This window comes from Providencia sp. (assembly GCF_003533305.1).
GTDB lineage: Bacteria > Pseudomonadota > Gammaproteobacteria > Enterobacterales > Enterobacteriaceae > Providencia.
Map to the genome: position 1 here is coordinate 1 of NZ_DOEH01000031.1, position 17,612 is coordinate 17,612.

15 protein-coding genes are annotated in these 17,612 nt (G+C 37.3%); 10 read left to right on the forward strand and 5 right to left on the reverse strand.

Annotated elements, in window-relative coordinates; genetic code table 11:
* On the forward strand, positions 1–2,564 hold a 2,564-nt coding region (locus tag DD649_RS18400), incomplete at its 5' end, for a hypothetical protein (RefSeq protein WP_294110365.1).
* A gap of 96 nt (positions 2,565–2,660) precedes the next feature.
* On the opposite strand, the gene DD649_RS18405 is transcribed toward DD649_RS18400, so the two are convergent.
* Positions 2,661–3,872, reverse strand: a complete 1,212-nt coding sequence (locus DD649_RS18405) for an MFS transporter (protein WP_294110366.1) — start codon at positions 3,870–3,872, stop codon at positions 2,661–2,663.
* A gap of 88 nt (positions 3,873–3,960) precedes the next feature.
* On the opposite strand from DD649_RS18405, the gene DD649_RS18410 reads away from it, so the two are divergent.
* On the forward strand, positions 3,961–4,401 hold the full coding sequence (locus DD649_RS18410; RefSeq protein ID WP_336431031.1) for a helix-turn-helix domain-containing protein: 441 nt from the start codon (positions 3,961–3,963) through the stop codon (positions 4,399–4,401).
* A gap of 150 nt (positions 4,402–4,551) precedes the next feature.
* Here the strand turns inward: DD649_RS18410 and DD649_RS18415 are convergent, their stop codons facing one another.
* From DD649_RS18415 to DD649_RS18425, 3 genes are all read right to left on the reverse strand, one after another.
* Positions 4,552–5,373, reverse strand: coding sequence for an AraC family transcriptional regulator (locus DD649_RS18415; protein WP_294110369.1), 822 nt, complete (start codon positions 5,371–5,373; stop codon positions 4,552–4,554).
* 892 nt (positions 5,374–6,265) lie between these two features.
* Positions 6,266–6,631 (reverse strand): nitrous oxide-stimulated promoter family protein, encoded by a 366-nt coding sequence (locus DD649_RS18420; RefSeq protein WP_294110371.1) that lies wholly within the window; start codon positions 6,629–6,631, stop codon positions 6,266–6,268.
* Positions 6,632–6,933: 302 nt separating this feature from the next.
* On the reverse strand, positions 6,934–7,155 hold the full coding sequence (locus DD649_RS18425) for a DUF465 domain-containing protein (protein ID WP_294110372.1): 222 nt from the start codon (positions 7,153–7,155) through the stop codon (positions 6,934–6,936).
* Between the two features lie 267 nt (positions 7,156–7,422).
* Between DD649_RS18425 and eco the strand changes: the two genes are divergently transcribed.
* Positions 7,423–7,899, forward strand: a complete 477-nt coding sequence (eco, locus tag DD649_RS18430) for a serine protease inhibitor ecotin (protein WP_294110375.1) — start codon at positions 7,423–7,425, stop codon at positions 7,897–7,899.
* An 82-nt stretch (positions 7,900–7,981) separates the two neighbouring features.
* Here eco and DD649_RS18435 read toward each other — a convergent pair whose 3' ends face one another.
* On the reverse strand, positions 7,982–8,419 hold the full coding sequence (locus tag DD649_RS18435; RefSeq protein ID WP_294110376.1) for a universal stress protein: 438 nt from the start codon (positions 8,417–8,419) through the stop codon (positions 7,982–7,984).
* Positions 8,420–8,728: 309 nt separating this feature from the next.
* Between DD649_RS18435 and DD649_RS18440 the strand changes: the two genes are divergently transcribed.
* The 7 genes from DD649_RS18440 (at position 8,729) to DD649_RS18470 (ending at position 17,384) form a co-directional block, all read left to right on the forward strand.
* On the forward strand, positions 8,729–9,658 hold the full coding sequence (locus DD649_RS18440; protein WP_294110378.1) for a cation diffusion facilitator family transporter: 930 nt from the start codon (positions 8,729–8,731) through the stop codon (positions 9,656–9,658).
* Between the two features lie 233 nt (positions 9,659–9,891).
* On the forward strand, positions 9,892–10,920 hold the full coding sequence (gene galE / locus DD649_RS18445) for a UDP-glucose 4-epimerase GalE (RefSeq protein ID WP_294110380.1): 1,029 nt from the start codon (positions 9,892–9,894) through the stop codon (positions 10,918–10,920).
* Between the two features lie 20 nt (positions 10,921–10,940).
* Positions 10,941–11,990 (forward strand): UDP-glucose--hexose-1-phosphate uridylyltransferase, encoded by a 1,050-nt coding sequence (locus DD649_RS18450; protein ID WP_294110382.1) that lies wholly within the window; start codon positions 10,941–10,943, stop codon positions 11,988–11,990.
* Between the two features lie 83 nt (positions 11,991–12,073).
* Entirely contained in the window at positions 12,074–13,231 is a 1,158-nt protein-coding gene (gene galK / locus DD649_RS18455; RefSeq protein ID WP_294110384.1) for a galactokinase, read from the forward strand.
* Between the two features lie 56 nt (positions 13,232–13,287).
* Positions 13,288–14,328 (forward strand): galactose-1-epimerase, encoded by a 1,041-nt coding sequence (galM, locus tag DD649_RS18460; RefSeq protein WP_336431032.1) that lies wholly within the window; start codon positions 13,288–13,290, stop codon positions 14,326–14,328.
* A gap of 177 nt (positions 14,329–14,505) precedes the next feature.
* Complete coding sequence (locus DD649_RS18465) at positions 14,506–15,510, forward strand: substrate-binding domain-containing protein (RefSeq protein ID WP_294110388.1); 1,005 nt, start codon at positions 14,506–14,508, stop codon at positions 15,508–15,510.
* A 242-nt stretch (positions 15,511–15,752) separates the two neighbouring features.
* On the forward strand, positions 15,753–17,384 hold the full coding sequence (locus tag DD649_RS18470; protein WP_294110391.1) for a sodium/sugar symporter: 1,632 nt from the start codon (positions 15,753–15,755) through the stop codon (positions 17,382–17,384).
* Positions 17,385–17,612 lie beyond the last annotated feature (228 nt).

Here is a 17,612-nt window from a genome sequence, read left to right on the forward strand (position 1 = left end):
TACAAAAAGAGTTAAAAGAACAAGTCACTTTAGCGGGCCAAGTCACTGATACGCAAGTTAAAGCATTAACCGCTGATCTGAATCAACAAGTGGCTTTGTTGAAACAAAAAGAAGATGGGCTGAAAAAAGCCGAAGTAGACAGTCAAGCTACCCGCGAGGCATTAGCTAAACAGCAAGCAGCGGCAAAACTACTGGAAACACAAAATCAGCAGTTAACCAAGCAGCTAACTGAAAAAACGCAGCAGGCGGAGAAAATCACCCAATCGTTAGCCGAGCAAACTGCACAAGCCAAACAAAAAACCGCCTTAGAAGCTGAGCTTGCCAGTACAAAGCAACAACTGAAAGAGCATCAAGTTGCGCAAGATACATTGTCTAAGCAATATGTTGATAGCCAGAAGCAGCAGCAGCAACTTCAACTGGCGTTGACGCAAAATGAACAAAATTATGCGGCGGCGCAAAAGCAATTTGAACAAGCGAATACTGATTTACTGAAATTGCAAAAAGATGTTGAAAAACAAACGGCCTTGATGAGCCAAGCTAGTGATGCGCAGGTGAAAACGTTAACCGCCGATCTGAATCAACAAGTGGCTTTGTTGAAACAAAAAGAAGATGGGCTGAAAAAAGCCGAAGTGGACAGTCAAGCTACCCGCGACGCATTAGCTAAACAGCAAGCAGCGGCGAAACTGTTGGAAACACAAAACCAGCAGTTAACCAAACAGTTAACTGAAAAAGCACAGCAGGCGGAGAAAATCGCTCAATCGTTAGCCGAGCAAACTGCACAAGCCAAACAAAAAACTGCCTTAGAAGCGGAGCTCGCCAGTGCAAAGCAACAACTGAAAGAACATCAAACAGCTCAAAATACGCTATCTAAACAGTATGTTGATAGCCAAAAACAACAACAGCAGTTGCAAACAGCATTGACACAAAATGAACAAAACTATGCGGCCGCGCAGAAACAACTGACGCAAGCGAATGCAGATTTATTGAAATTGCAAAAAGATGTTGAGAAGCAGACTGCTTTGATGGGGCAAGCTAGTGATTCTCAAGTGAAGGCATTAACCGCCGATCTGAATCAACAAATTGCGTTGCTGAAACAAAAAGAAGATGGTCTGAAAAAAGCCGAAGTGGACAGTCAAACCACTCGCGAGGCATTAGCTAAACAGCAAGCAGCGGCGAAACTGTTGGAAACACAAAACCAGCAGTTAACCAAACAGTTAACTGAAAAAGCGCAGCAGGCGGAGAAAATCGCCCAATCGCTAGCCGAGCAAACCGCACAAGCCAAACAAAAAACGGTCTTAGAAGCAGAGCTCGCCAGTGCAATGCAACAACTGAAAGAGCACCAAACAGCTCAAAATACGCTATCTAAACAGTATGTTGATAGCCAGAAGCAACAACAGCAGTTGCAAACAGCATTGACACAAAATGAACAGAACTATGCAGCGGCGCAGAAACAGCTCACACAAGCGAATGTCGATTTGCAAAAATTGCAAAAAGATGTCGAGAAGCAAACGGCCTTGATGGGACAAGCCAGTGAATCACAGGTCAAAGCATTAACAGCCGATCTGAATAAACAAATTGCCTTATTGAAGCAAAAAGAGAATGATTTATCTAAATTAGATACAGATAAAAAATCAATTCAAGAGTCTCTTGCTATTCAGCAATCTGATAAGAAAAAATTAGAATTACAGAATGTTCAGCTTGCAGAACAAAGTAAAATTCGAGAAGAACTGATCTTAAAACTTGAAAGTGACATTGCAGATAAACATAAAAAGCAGAATGAAGCTGAACAACGGTTAGCTGATGCAAATAAACAAATTAGTTCACTAAAACTCGATGCTGAAAAACTGAATGTTGCTAATACTAAAGTTCAAACTCAAACACTAGAGTTAGAAAAACTTAAAAAACAGTTGAATGATAAAGTTGAAGTTGATACGAAGTCGCAAAAAGAGCTCGCATTAGCACAAGAGAATTTGAAAAAATTACAGGCTGAGTTAGCGTCTCAAAAATCTTTAGCGACTGATAATGCATTAAAATCACAAATTATGGACCTGAATAAACAAATAACGCAACTTCAGGCAGAAAATAATGCGTTAAAAACAAAACCGACTAGTGGTAATAGAGGTTTAGCCGCTAAGGTTCCTTCAAAAGAGGCTTCAGCGAAAGAATTAAAACAGATTGCTGATGATAATAGTAAACGGAATCAAAAAATAATTGAGCAAGTAACACAGCAAAAATACAGTAAGTTAGACAGCAATACTTACTATAAAGTGTTACAAGCAGGCTCGCCAATTACGAATGTTAAAAATAAAGATATTACATTCATTATGAGAGAGCAGTTAACGGATGGTACGGTAACTGTTATGTATACGGACAAAAATCCAGTGACACTACCTTATAATGAGTTACCTACGCCATTAAATTCATTTGTTGAAAAAGCGGGTGAAGGGGGAATGGTCAAGGTTTATATTAAACCCGAAGGTGGGTATGGTGTTCAGGGTATACCTGGTGAAATACCACCGAATTCTATGTCAATTATTGACTTGAAAATTATTAAAGCGAAGTAATTTTAGTCTATGATTAAAAAGGTAGCTTGTTGAAAAATAAGCTACCTTAATTTATTTATCTTATACAATTCATTCAAGTCCTCATCACTGTCAACGTTAGCTCCCTTCAATACTTTGTTTAGAAACGTACGATAAGGTTAGCCGCCAAAATATTAATGCAATTATGGTGATTAAAAATCCTAAGAAACAAACACCAATCCAATCTGCATATGTATAGGTTATTGTTGTGGTTATTGCACCAATACCACTACCGATTGCATAAAATAACATGTAAATACCAACGAGTCGGCTATGAGAACCTGTATCTCCACGAAAGATCATTATTTGGCTTGTAACATGCAAAGCTTGTCCGCCCATATCTAATAGTATTATTCCAATAAATAATGCGAATAAAGATTGCTCCAAAAGCGATAAGGGTATCCACGCTAGTAACATGAATATTAAGGAAAATAAACTTACTTTCTGTGTATATCCATGATCTGCCCATATTCCAGCTTTCGTTGCAGCAAGTGCACCAAGAGCACCAATAAGGCCAAATGCCCCAATTTGAGTATGGGAAAACGCATAAGGTGGCGCGCTTAGTGGTAAAACTAAAGCACTCCAAAAAACGTTAAAAGCAGCAAACATTAGCATGGCTAAGATGCCTCTAACTTGTAAAGTTCTATTTTTTCGTAACAAAGTAAACATTGATAAAACTAAACGTGAATAGCTTAAATTGTTTGTACGGGTTGCTATATTTGGTAGCAAACGAAATAGAAGAATTGAAACAATTAACATAAGTATTGCCGAGCCTAAATAAACACTTCTCCAGCCTGCAATATCACTGACACCACCAGCGAAAACTCTGGCGAGCAACAAGCCAATAAATACGCCGCTTTGCGCTGCTCCAACCGTTTTTCCTTGATTATTCCCTTCAGAGGCACTGGCTGCATAGGCGATTAGTCCTTGGGTCATTGCTGTACCAAGTAATCCAACGCTTAGCATACCAATTAATAACATTATTGATGATTGAGCTAATCCGACAATCATTAAAGCAACCATTAAGCCAATAAGTTGGGCTAGCATTAGACTTCGGCGGTTGATGATATCACCTAGCGGCACCAAAAAAAGTAAGGCTAACGCACTGCCAATTTGTGTGATTGTTATTATGCCACCTATAGCAGCATGGCTGATTGCAAATTCAAGCGCCAAACTATCTAACAAAGGTTGGGCATAATAAACATTGGCAACGCTCAAGCCGCAGGCAGTTGCAAACAGCCATGTTAACTTTGTCGATATTATTTTTTGTTGCAGTGTCATTATTGACATACACTAACCTGGTTTTAATTTGAAACTAGTTGTATGTTATTCAAAGTGGTTTTAAAATGCAACTTAATTGTTCAGTCAGGAGGACTCCATGACAAATGATCCTATAGTTGAATTTTGTCCAGTTGCCAGAGCACTTAATTTGGTCGGTGACCGTTGGTCTCTTCTGATTGTGAGAGATGCATTTGATGGAATCTGTCGTTTCAAAGATTTCCAAAAAAGTCTGGGGGTTGCACGTAATATTCTATCTGATAGGTTGAAAAAGCTAGTTGAGAGCGAAATACTGGAAACTAGAGCTGCATCAGATGGTACTGCATATCAGGAATACGTTTTAACATCTAAAGGAACAAGCCTGTTTACACTCATTGTTGCATTTAGGCAGTGGGGGGAAACTTATCTGTTTAGTGGTAATGAACCCCATTCTGTATTGGTTGAAGCGCAAACGCAAAAGCCAATACCATTGATGCAGGTGGTTAATGAGCAAGGAAATATTTTGTTGCCTTCTGAGGCTTATGTTAAAAAAGTGATTTGAATAATAAGCTGGATTTATTGAAAGGGGTGTGAAAAGTGAATTGTAGTAAGCATTTAATAGCATTGCCTTTCTGCCAGTGTATAGATAAAACATTAATTCTATAACTGACAGGGCATGTATTCTGTATAAGCGATACAAACGATGTGTAGGTTAAGCTGCTATTCGCGATCTACTCGGCGTGTATCCAAAACGCTTCCGATAACTTTGTGTGAAATAAGATTGGCTTGAAAAACCTGCTTCCATTGAAACTTCAACAATACTCATTGCAGTATTAACCAGCAACTGGTGTGCATACATAATCCTTTTTTCGCTGATCCAAGAGCGAGGCGATGTGGAATAGACGGTGTTAAAAAGCTCTTTAAATGTAGTTAAGCCCATACCAAAGGTTTTAGCAAAGTCACTTAATTTCCATTCCTTTAGATAATTATGTTCCATGAAGGATTGTAAACGTTCGGCTTGTCGATTACTTAATTGTCGAAAATTAGAAAGCAAATGTGGCCCTTGCTCGCCATATGATAATAATAATAAGAGTTCTGAAACTCTTAAGCTGACTATCACTTCAGGAAATTGATTGTGAGAAAATGAATTGAAACTATTTTTAATATCTCGAATTAAAGCGCAAGTCGAAAATTTAATTACATCACTAGGATCGTTTTCAATGCGTTCTATCTTACTTAGCTGAGATCCATGCTGATTAATAAATTCACGTAAAAAGTGGTCTTCTAGTGGCAACCAAATAAACTCACAATCAATACTATTATCGGTAATTTGAAATGAGTATGAACCTTGCTTATGGTATAAAATATCGCCTTCATTTAATGTTTTTGTTGCTGCGGGTGTTTCTAGCAACAGAGAACCTTTTTCAATGATAATAATGCCTTTTGATGTCATATCGAGTATTGAATGCGGGTTATTCTTATCGATACAGATCTTATTAATAGTTTGGTTATTTAAATTGCTCATACCTTGCATAGTAGTGCCTTATGTTGATTACTTTGCCTTAGCTCAAAATTTTATATCGGTTTGTTTGTTGAGGTTGATATAAAAAGTCACCATGACTTCAATGACGAAAATTATATAAAACGATCATTTTTGTGTCACATTTTAATGCAAAGTATTAATAAATGTTTCCAAATATACTTTTTACGTCCTATTTAGCTATTTGCATCGGAAAAAATACAGTATTAAATGGTGATGCGTTGGCAATATTTATAATATGAGCCAGACTTGCAGCTTATTATGCTGCTTTTATTTGTTAAATCAGATGTTAATAATCCCAAAAAATTAATAAATATTTATGTTTTTTTACATATAGAGGCCAAGTAGTCATATTTCGTGATCTATACGTAATTATAGCTATGTAAATTATTGTCATTAAACTCGCAAAAACAGTACTAATAAATAAAACTTAACTATTTATTAGTTATTAAATTTAGTTATTAGTTTTTTTTATCGATATGATTTGTTTTGTTGATTAATGTGAGCTAAAAAAGCGTATTTTGTGATTTAAGTCTCAAAATCTAACTCATAGGCCAGCTCTATAGCTATGATAGGTAAAATAAACATGGATTTTAGTAATTAGTTTTTAAAGGTTATTATTTTTTAGATAAACCACATAACAACTGTGCTGAGTATTTGTTGGTTATTTTGTATTCTTGATAGATGATTGAAGAGGATAGTAAGTAGAATTGTGATATATATGAAAACAATAAGTTACCGATTAATTATGATAAATGAATGATTTTATCAATGTTACGTGTAACGTAAGAAAGTCTAATAATATAATGGATACTAAGAGTGATAGTACTAGCTATTATATTGTTATCTGATTTTGGATGAGCAAAACAGGCCATGATAATACGATTTAAAGCCGAGTATTTGTTTCTCGTATTGCTTTACGCGACTTCTTAGGTAGTTCAGGGACTGGCTTTCTATCATCAAGTAAATGACGAATCGCTAAAATAGGGTGATGGAAAAGCATTTTAGGGCCAGACCAACGCATAATGACTTTCATTTGTTCGCGCATTTTAGGTTGGTAACAATGAACGGGACATTGCTTACAAGCCGGTTTCTGTTCACCATAACGGCATTTTTCAAGTCGATTGATGGCATAGGCATAAAGTTTATTGTAATCATCAGGGGAATTCACAGGGGCAGGGTGGGCTCGTTCATAGATTTTTATCATTTTTTCGATTGTGCGGATTTCTCGATTAATGCGTTTACTATTCATATCCTACCTCTGAGTGGATTATTAAACAGGCATATTAAATATATGTTTAATATACCTGTTTAACTTTCTAATAGAAAGTTAAAGGCAGGCTCATAAACGTAAAATGGCATAAGTTAGTGCTTATGCCATGAAGATAAAATGTAGTACATCAGCAATTCAGTGGGCTTACCTCTAAACGGAAAGGTCTTTAAGTATAAATAGTATAGAAAGGCTTTAATGTACTTAGCGACAGCTAATCCCGTTTAGTTTGAAATTTAAGATTAATTTCAACGTGCTTAATTGCTTTGCTTTTGATGATTTGATTACTCGTTGGCCTGCATGGTTAGCATGATTTTTTGCATTTCATCTTTTATATGCAGTTTTTCTTTTTTTAGTTTGGCTACATGTTCGTTATAGCCAGCGCCAGAAGGCCCTTCAAGTTTACTTATTTCTTTATTAAGTTGATGGTGTTTTTCATAAAGGTTTTGAAAACGTGGATGTGTAGCAACCAATTTTGAAACTAAATCTTGCTCTGTAGATAACATACTACCTCCTCAGAATGTATTAAGCCTCAAATTCAGTATAAGCATTGACTACTTTATATGCATCAACATGGCGAGTAATTTACATAATTTTTATCAGATTTATGATCCTTATACTAAAATTAAGTAAGATGGCTCGGCTTTAAGTGTCTATATCTATATTTTTGTAATTAAGAATCATCTATAGTGAAAATAATGGTATTAATGACTTACTATAGAGTGAATGGTAGTATTTTAAATTGATTTATTCTTTTGAAATGGGAAATAATAATGAAAAAGGCAATTTTATCTGTAATGGCTGCGGTATTAGTTTCATCATGTGCAGTGGCAACTGAGGGATTGGAAAAGGTTGCGCCATATCCAAAAGCCGAATCAGGTATGACCCGCCATGTGATCCAGTTGGCTAATCAGCAAAATGAAAATGATTTTATGGTTGAGCTTGTTATCGGTAAAACAATAAAAGCGGATTGTAATCGCCAATGGTTTATGGGGGAGTTAGATACTAAAACGTTGGAAGGTTGGGGATATGATTTCTATAAATTAGATAAGGTCAAAGGACCTGCATCTACAATGATGGCTTGCTCTGAACCTGCGAAAGATCGTTTCGTCACCACGCAATTAGGTGATGATGCTTTCATCCGTTATAACAGTAAGCTTCCTATTGTTGTCTACACTCCATCCGATATGGACGTTAAATACCGTATTTGGTCAACAGATGATAAATTAATCGAATCTGCTAAGCAATAAAACTAAGCTAACATCTAATAAGTGCCGCATATATAGATAGCGGCACTTATTACGCATTGGTGGGTTACTTATTGATTAGTTTTTATCTGATAACAAATACAGATGTTTTCGCATGACGTACAATTGCAGAAGCGGTAGAACCCAGTAAATAAGTTGATGTACTCGGGTGATGAGAGCCAACAACAATTAAATCAGCATTAATTTCTTCAGCATAATCTAATATTTCATCTTTTGCAGAGCCAATACCGATTTGGCAGCTAATTCTATCATCTGCGATTTTAATATCTTTGATAACTTCTTCTAGGGCACGCATTGCTAGTATAGAGCGTTGGGCTGAATCTTTATGGCTTTCCGGTAATATAGCGACTTCAATCCCAAAAAATAACTCAAGACTTGGGATCACTGACAAAAAGTGAATTTCCGATTTACCAAGTTTTGCCAACTCTTCGACATGTTTGATGATGACGAGATTTAAATCATCCTCTAACAAATCAATAGGAACTAATATCTTCTTATACATAGCTACCTCGTTCATATGTTATTTAGATTTTATTATAACTCTTGAGTGTCAATATACTATAAGTTAAATAGGCATCAATGAAATGAGCCAAATTTAGCATTTATTGTTATCTCTTAAATTAATCCATTTAAGATTATCTTATTAAGCATATAAAAATAAAGGATAACTGTTATCATTCAACAGAGAGTTTACAAATTAGAATGAGACTTTTAACAAATAATATGTCAATATTTGGTGTCTTTTAAGTTATTGATTTGAAAGTATATACTGAATGATAATTGTTTTGTTTTTCATTAAAGAAAGTAAATTATGAATAAATCTGAACTCCCATTGAAGGGAGATAATGAGTTTGAATTACAGAAAGTTAAATTTAAGGCAGCTAGGAAAAGTACACTTATTAGTGTGGCTGTGAATACAGTATTGTCTGTTTGGCAGATTATCATTGGTATATTTTCCCATTCTTCTGGTTTAATTGCTGATGGTATTCATACTTTATCTGATTTAATTGCTGATTTTGTTGTACTTATTGCGAATAAAAAAAGTCATAAAAAACCGGATGAAGACCATCCTTATGGCCACTTTCGTTATGAAAATGGCGCGTCATTGATTTTAGGTATTATTTTATTGATAGTTGGGGTTGGTATGGTGTGGTCTGCCATACAAAAAATGTTGAATCCTGAGCTGATTCAAGAAGTTCATATGATAGCGCTAGTAGCGGCATTGATATCGCTTGTCGCAAAGGAAGGGTTATTTCGTTATATGTTACGGGTAGCGAATAAAGTTAATTCCAGTATGTTAGTCGCAAATGCTTGGCATGCACGTTCAGATGCAGCATCTTCTTTAGTTGTTGCAATTGGTATTATTGGTAGCTTATGTGGTTTTCGTATTTTTGACCCGATAGCAGCGTTAATTGTAGGTACTTTTGTCTTTCGAATGGGATACAAGTTTACCAATCAATCAATACAAGATCTGATGGATAAAGGCGCGGATGAAGAAACGTTGATGGAGATCCGCCAGATTCTTGATAATAGTAATGAGATTGCTGGTTATCATGATCTGAAAACGCGTAAATCGGGTGATTTTTACTTGGTTGATGTGCATTTAGAATTGGATGGAAATATGACTATTTTTAAAGGTCATGAAATCACTGTTAATGTGCAAAAAAGATTAATGCAGCACCCACAAATACTCAATGTGATGACTCACCTTGACCCTTATGACGAAAATGGTCCGCACTAATTCCCTTTTTGAATGAAAAACCTCAGATGGCCCATTAGCCGAAAATAGATAGTTTCCGGTTAATGGGCTTTATTATTTTTATCGTCTTTTACGCATGATTTTAAAATTTAGTGTAAACGTTTACACTAAAGTGGTTTTGATCACAGAATCGACAGTAAACTCATTGCTATACTCACCAGCAATAGAGTGAGAAAGTCGAAAATTATACTTTTAGACGAGTCAAGAGGTGGAATATGCAGCAATCTCAAGTATTAGTAACCGGTGGACTTGGCTACATAGGTAGTCACACTTGCGTGCAGATGATAAAAGCAGGGATATTACCCATTATCGTGGATAATTTATGTAACGCTAAGATGGAAGTCCTTAATCGTATTGAGAAATTAACAGGTTATCGCCCATCATTTTATCAAGGTGATGTTCGTGACGATAAATGTTTAATGCCTATTTTTGCCTCTCATCAAATTTATTCTGTGATTCATTTTGCTGGCTTAAAAGCTGTAGGGGAATCTGTTGAGAAACCATTGGAATATTATGATGTTAATGTGAATGGCTCACTAGTTTTAGCTAGATGTATGCGTAAAGCGAATGTGAAGAGCCTTATTTTTAGCTCTTCAGCGACCGTTTACGGCGAACCTAGTACGTTACCGATTACAGAAGATTTTCCGACAGGTAATACGCAAAGCCCTTACGGTACAAGTAAATATATGGTAGAGCGTTGTTTATCAGACCTTTATCAAGCAGATAAAACATGGTCAATTTCAATACTACGTTATTTTAATCCAGTAGGGGCACATCCATCAGGTTTGATGGGAGAAGACCCTCAAGGTATTCCAAATAACTTAACGCCTTATATTGCACAGGTTGCCGTAGGACGACGTCAAAAGCTGGCTATTTATGGAAACGATTACCCTACAATTGATGGAACAGGCGTACGAGATTATATCCATGTGATGGATTTAGCTAATGGGCATGTTGCCGCATTAAACGTCGTCGGTCAGAAATCAGGCTTGCATATTTACAATTTAGGCACAGGCAATGGCAGCAGCGTTTTTCAAGTCCTTCATGCCTTTGAAAAAGCAGTGGGTAAACCGATTCCTTATGTTATTGAGCCACGTCGTGCTGGTGATATTGCACAGTATTGGTCAAGTCCAGTTAAAGCGGATATGCAGCTCGGATGGCGTGCAATTCATTCAATAGAGGATATGGCGATAGATTCATGGCGATGGCAGTCACAGAATCCAAATGGCTATGGTAATGAGTAATTAATTAGGAAATTATCTTTATGAAAAATCAATTTGATCCTGCCGATTGCCCGCATCGTCGTTATAACCCATTAACTGGGCAGTGGGTGCTGGTTTCCCCACATCGTGCAAAGCGGCCTTGGAGTGGACAAGATGAAAAGCCGCTACTTAGCGAGCTACCCCATTACGATAAAAACTGCTTTTTATGCCCAACGAATAAACGCGTTTCTGGAGACCAAAATCCTGACTATCAGGGCACTTTTGTTTTTGAAAATGACTATGCGGCCTTACTCCCAGAACAATGTGAGCAACCAAGTTTGCAATCGGATTTATTTAAAGCTCAAGCGGTGAGTGGGTTAAGTCGAGTTATTTGTTTTTCACCTGATCACAGTAAAACGCTTCCAGAATTATCGCTCACTGAAATTGGACGAGTTATTGAAACTTGGCAGCAGCAAATTGCAGAGCTAAGTGATCGATTTTTATGGGTTCAGGTTTTTGAAAATAAAGGTGAAGCGATGGGGTGTTCTCAACCACACCCTCATGGACAAATTTGGGCGAGTGATTTTTTACCTAATGAAATTGCACGTAAAGATGATTTTTTGAAACAGTATTATCAGCAGCATGGCACCAATTTACTGGTTGATTATGTTCAGGCTGAAATGCACGACGGTTCACGAACTGTGGTTGAAACGGAGCATTGGATAGCAGTGGTGCCTTATTGGGCGGCGTGGCCGTTTGAAACCATGTTATTACCTAAGCAACATATAAAACGTATGGATGAAATGAATGAATCTGTGCGTTCTGATTTGAGTGTGGCACTTAAACAGCTCACTTGCCGTTACGATAATTTATTTCACTGCGCTTTCCCTTATTCCATGGGATGGCATTTTGCGCCTTTTTTTAACCCAGATGAAAATATTGAGCATTGGCAGCTACATGCGCTGTTTTATCCACCTTTACTGCGTTCTGCGACGGTAAAAAAATTTATGGTGGGGTATGAAATGTTAGCGGAAACCCAGCGAGATTTAACGCCAGAGCAAGCCGCACAGCGGTTACGTGAAGTCAGTGATATTCATTATAAACAGCAGTAATAAGCGATTAATCGAATCAATAATTGTTTGTTTTCCAGTGAAAAAGCGAGCAATTAAAATTTAAAATGTGAAGGATGCGTAAAATGGAACAGCTCAAAAAAATAGTGGCAAATTCATTTGAAACTAAGTTTGGTTATCAAGCAGATATTTATGTACAAGCGCCAGGAAGAGTAAATCTTATTGGTGAACATACTGATTATAATGATGGTTTTGTACTGCCTTGTGCCATTAATTATCAAACAATGACTGCGGCAACAAAGCGTAATGATCGAATCGTTCGTGTTGTTGCCGCCGATTATCATAATGATTACGATGAATTTAATTTAGACCAAGAAATCACTTTTTTACCTGAAAAAATGTGGGCGAATTACATTCGTGGTGTGGTTAAATTCTTATTACAACGCGGTTTTATTTTTGGAGGATGTGATATCGCGGTGAGCGGAAATGTTCCACAAGGAGCAGGGCTAAGCTCATCAGCATCTTTAGAGGTTGTGATTGGACAAACGATTAAAGCGCTTTATCAACTTGATATTAGTCAGCAAGATATTGCGTTGAATGGGCAACAAGCTGAAAATCAATTTGTCGGTTGTAATTGTGGCATTATGGATCAATTAATTTCGGCGAGTGGTGATGCGGGGCATGCATTACTTATTGATTGCCGTAGTTTGACCGTTTTTCCTATTCCAATACCCAATGATTTGGTTGTAATGATTATAAATTCAAATAAAAAACGGGGTCTTGTGGATAGCGAGTACAATACACGTCGCCAACAATGTGAAGTGGCGGCGAAGCAGTTTGCAGTAAAAGCACTCAGAGATGTGACTTTTGAACAATTTATTGAAAAGCAAAATCAATTAGACCCTCTGGTTGCAAAGCGCGCTAAACATGTTATTACCGAAAATGAACGTACCCTGACAGCTGCTAAGGCATTGACTGAGAATAATTTATTATTACTAAGTCAGTTAATGGAACAATCTCATGCGTCTATGCGTGATGATTTTGAAATAACAGTGGCAGAGATTGATACGTTAGTGGATATTGTAAAATCGGTGTTGGGGAGTGAAGGTGGCGTGCGCATGACGGGAGGGGGGTTTGGCGGTTGTGTTGTCGCATTGATGAAACAACAACTTGTACAACCTGTGATAGCGGCAGTAGAGCAACAATATCAAGTAATGACAGGGCTTAAAGCTGATATTTATGTCTGCCAACCGAGTGAAGGTGCTAGTGTAGTCATTGCCTAATTTTATGTTTTATTATTACCATATCATGAGTTATTTACGTATTCAGTGAGGATAGCATGCAGTTTACCAAGGAACAGCGTCATACGTTGAAAACACCAAAAGTCATTGCGTTGGCCAATCAACATGGCATGAAGATTATTTTAACAAGTTTAGGTGCTGGCTGGGTGAGTTGTATATTACCGCTATCAACAGGTAAACGTGATGTGGTTCTTGGTTCTCCGAATATGAGTGCACAGATGGAGCAAGGTGTTTATTTAGGATCTACGGTTGGGCGAGTTGCTAATCGTATTGCTAACGCAAAATTTATCTTAGATAACAACGAGTATTCCGTAATTAATAATCAAGGTGTGCATTGTTTGCATGGTGGAAAAGATAATTTTAGCCATCGTGTGTGGTCAATCACACAACCTGATCAGCAACAAGCTGTTTTCACATTAGTATCTCCCGATGGTGACCAAGGGTTTCCTGGTGAGTTGAAAGTCGAAGTTCGCTATGAGCTGACAGATGATAATCAAGTTATTATTAGTTATAAGTATCAAGTAGATAAAGGTTGCCCTGTCAATTTGACTAATCATACTTACTTCAATTTAGCGGGTGAAAACTCAGCTAAAACTGCGTTAGAACATGATTTACAAATTCATGGCACGCATTTTTTACCAACGGATAATGAAGGGATCCCTACTGGGGAATGGCGTGATGTGACGGATACACATTTCGATTTTAGACAAGGGAAGCGTATTGGGCGTGACTTTTTACAAGATGATGAGCAACGCACAGTTGGTGGTTATGACCACACTTTTATTTTAGATAGTACTTTGACTGATGGCAAAGAAGCTGTCGCTTCATTAATATCTCCTGACGGTGATGTTCGCATGAATGTCACCACAACCCGACCAGCGATGCAATTATATACGGGTAATTACCTTATTGCTGTATCGGGTAAATCTCAAGTATACACGCCATTTTCTGGGGTGGCATTTGAAACACAGTTCCCACCCGATGCGATTAATCATCCTGAGTGGGGTGAGCAATACCGCGGTATTGCAGAGCCTAATAATATTTATACTAGCCAAACCAGTTATCAATTTATTTTTTGATAATAAAATTCTCAGTACTTTTTTCTAATAGAAATGCGACTTCATTGTGGCGTTTCTATTTTTATTTTAACGCAAGAGATCAAATTATTACCATTTAAATCAGCTTAATATACGTTATGCTTTGTTTTTATATCTTGTGTATTGTCTAATAAGGCATTTGGTATATAGAGGTTCATAATGGCGACAATAAAAGATGTGGCAAGAGAAGCAGGGGTCTCTGTCGCCACTGTTTCACGTGTGATAAATCAATCACCTAAAGCAAGCCAAGCGTCGATAGCCTCTGTAAAAAGTGCAATGCATAAACTTGGCTATAGGCCCAATGCCGCCGCCCGCGCATTAGTCAATCAAAGTTCAAATACAATCGGTGTATTGGTGAATGATGTTTCTGATCCCTTTTTTGGTGTGATGGTTAAAGCCGTTGATGGGATTGCTCACAAAAATGGTAAGCATATTTTAATTTGTAATGGATACCATAACGCCAAAGAAGAGCGGCAATCGATTGAACTATTAATTAATAATCGTTGTGATGCACTGGTTATTCATTCTAAAGCATTAGCTGATGAAGAATTGATTGAGTATGCAAATGAAGTTCCTAGCATGGTATTGATTAATCGACGTATTGAACAAATTGCTAATCGTTGTATTTCACTCAATAACTACAAAGGTGCTTATCTTGCGACTGAGCATCTTATTCGTCAGGGACATACTAAAATTGCTTATATATCTTCAAATCATTTAATTGAAGATGCCGACCAGCGTTTATTAGGTTACCGGGATGCATTAAAAAATAATGGCATTTATTTACCTGAAACCTATATAGAATATGGTTCCCCTTACGGTGAAGGTGGCGAGCAAGCCATGACTAATCTTTTGGTTAAATCTTTGGATATTACCGCAGTGGTTGGTTATAACGATTTTATGGCAGCGGGGGCAATTGCTGTTTTAGATGAAAATGGAATACGCTCGCCAGAGCAAGTCTCTGTCATTGGTTTTGATGACGTATTGATTGCCCGTTATATTCATCCTCGTTTGACCACGATCCGTTACCCTATTCAAATGATGGCTGAACGTGCAACACAGCTAGCACTTGCTTTAGCGCGTCATGAGCAGGTGATTGAGGAAGATCTTATTTATTCACCAACGCTGGTTCAACGTAATTCTGTTCGCCCAATACAAGTATAATACGGCCACCTTGTGAAAACGTTATCATTATTCTGTGATGGCGTTCAATAATTTGAGTTCTTCCTTACCTCCATCTCAATTCTAGCCCATTAGAAATAAATATAATTCATTGATTTATAACTAATTAAACTTTTTTGATAAGTGTTGCTTAATATTTAATGAAAATATGTGATTCAAGTAACGGAGAATAGTAGTGGTAACGTTTACACTCATGGCGTTATCATTTGGGAAGGAATTTTAATATGCAAACAGAAGGTATTGGATTAAGTACATTAGATTATGGGGTTTTTATTCTGTATGTGCTTATCATTATCACCGTCGGGCTATGGGTATCCCGAGATAAAAATGGGCAAAAAAAAGGAACTAAAGAGTATTTTCTTGCAGGAAAAACATTACCTTGGTGGGCAATTGGTTCTTCACTGATTGCTGCAAATATTTCTGCTGAACAATTTATTGGTATGTCAGGCTCTGGTTTTTCTATCGGATTAGCTATTGCATCATATGAGTGGATGGCAGCACTAACGCTGATTATTGTGGCGAAATATTTTATGCCTGTCTTTATCGATAAAGGCATTTTTACTATTCCTGAATTTGTTGAAAAACGCTTTAATAAAACATTAAAAACAATTTTAGCGGTATTTTGGTTAGCTTTATTTATTTTTGTTAATTTAACGTCGGTTTTATATTTAGGCGCATTAGCGTTACAAACTATCCTTGGTATTCCGATGTATTATGCCATCTTTGGTTTGGCATTATTTGCGGTCGCGTATTCTCTGTACGGTGGTTTATCTGCGGTAGCATGGACTGATGTTGTACAGGTTTTTTTCTTAATTCTCGGCGGGTTTTTAACGACGATTATGGCGGTAAGTTATATTGGTGGCGATGCAGGGGTTTTTGCCGGTATGAGCCGTATGGTAAGTGAGGCGCCTGCCCATTTTGAAATGATCCTAAGCCAGGATAATCCGCAGTTTAGTAATTTACCGGGTATTGCGGTATTAATTGGCGGGTTATGGATTGCGAACCTTTATTATTGGGGTTTTAATCAATATATCATTCAGCGTGCTTTAGCGGCTAAATCTATCGGTGAAGCGCAAAAAGGTTTAGTTTTTGCCGCATTCTTAAAATTGATTGTGCCAATATTAGTGGTTCTGCCGGGTATTGCTGCTTATGTGATTGTGTCAGACCCTGTTTTACTTGCTGGGCTCGGCTCTATGGCACATGAACATATGCCAACACTGGCTCAAGCAGATAAAGCCTATCCTTGGTTAACTCAATTTTTACCTGTTGGCGCTAAAGGTATTGTTTTTGCTGCATTAGCTGCTGCTATTGTTTCATCATTAGCTTCTATGCTGAACTCCGTCGCGACCATTTTTACCATGGATATATATAAAGAATATATTGCTCCAGCGACGGACGACCATAAATTAGTGAATGTGGGACGTACCAGTGCGGTAGTTGCATTAGTGATTGCTTGCTTTATTGCGCCATTACTTGGCAATATTGGTCAGGCTTTTCAGTATATCCAAGAATATACAGGCTTAGTCAGCCCTGGGATTTTAGCCGTTTTCTTATTAGGATTATTTTGGAAAAAAACGAATGCAAAAGGTGCGACAATTGGGGTCTTATTATCAATTCCATTCGCATTGTTCTTGAAATTGATGCCACTTGGAATGCCATTCTTAGATCAAATGATGTACACCTTCTTCTTTACCGCGGTGGTGATTGGGTTAATTAGTCTGACAACATCAAAACAGGATGATAGCGATGGCGCGATAGTTTTAACTGCTGATACTTTTAAAACATCCGCTGGATTTAATATTGCATCCTATATCATTATGGTCATTCTTTGTGTGTTGTATGCTTTACTTTGGTAGAGTATGACTTAATAGGTACTTATTATCCGTAATAATAACGGGCAGGAATGTAAACACACTTCTTGCCCGTTTTGGGTATGTTTAATCGGAAATAACCGGTTTTACATGCAAGTATTTGTGGCGTTGGTATTCTTTATGTCGCTAAATAGTTAGAGTAAATAGGGGAAGTTTTAAATCAAGCTAGTCATTACCTAAACTATAGACCAATTTATAAATAAACAGATTAAT

Excerpts from the sequence above, each read along its gene's own strand:
- DD649_RS18410 (WP_336431031.1), top strand. The coding sequence starts at position 3,961 with ATGACAAATGATCCTATAGTTGAATTTTGTCCAGTTGCCAGAGCACTT.
- DD649_RS18470 (WP_294110391.1), top strand. The coding sequence starts at position 15,753 with ATGCAAACAGAAGGTATTGGATTAAGTACATTAGATTATGGGGTTTTT.
- eco (WP_294110375.1), top strand. The coding sequence starts at position 7,423 with ATGAAAAAGGCAATTTTATCTGTAATGGCTGCGGTATTAGTTTCATCA.
- galM (WP_336431032.1), top strand. The coding sequence starts at position 13,288 with ATGCAGTTTACCAAGGAACAGCGTCATACGTTGAAAACACCAAAAGTC.
- DD649_RS18450 (WP_294110382.1), top strand. The coding sequence starts at position 10,941 with ATGAAAAATCAATTTGATCCTGCCGATTGCCCGCATCGTCGTTATAAC.
- DD649_RS18440 (WP_294110378.1), top strand. The coding sequence starts at position 8,729 with ATGAATAAATCTGAACTCCCATTGAAGGGAGATAATGAGTTTGAATTA.
- DD649_RS18405 (WP_294110366.1), bottom strand. The coding sequence starts at position 3,872 with ATGTCAATAATGACACTGCAACAAAAAATAATATCGACAAAGTTAACA.
- DD649_RS18415 (WP_294110369.1), bottom strand. The coding sequence starts at position 5,373 with ATGCAAGGTATGAGCAATTTAAATAACCAAACTATTAATAAGATCTGT.
- DD649_RS18420 (WP_294110371.1), bottom strand. The coding sequence starts at position 6,631 with ATGAATAGTAAACGCATTAATCGAGAAATCCGCACAATCGAAAAAATG.
- galE (WP_294110380.1), top strand. The coding sequence starts at position 9,892 with ATGCAGCAATCTCAAGTATTAGTAACCGGTGGACTTGGCTACATAGGT.
- DD649_RS18435 (WP_294110376.1), bottom strand. The coding sequence starts at position 8,419 with ATGTATAAGAAGATATTAGTTCCTATTGATTTGTTAGAGGATGATTTA.
- DD649_RS18425 (WP_294110372.1), bottom strand. The coding sequence starts at position 7,155 with ATGTTATCTACAGAGCAAGATTTAGTTTCAAAATTGGTTGCTACACAT.
- galK (WP_294110384.1), top strand. The coding sequence starts at position 12,074 with ATGGAACAGCTCAAAAAAATAGTGGCAAATTCATTTGAAACTAAGTTT.
- DD649_RS18465 (WP_294110388.1), top strand. The coding sequence starts at position 14,506 with ATGGCGACAATAAAAGATGTGGCAAGAGAAGCAGGGGTCTCTGTCGCC.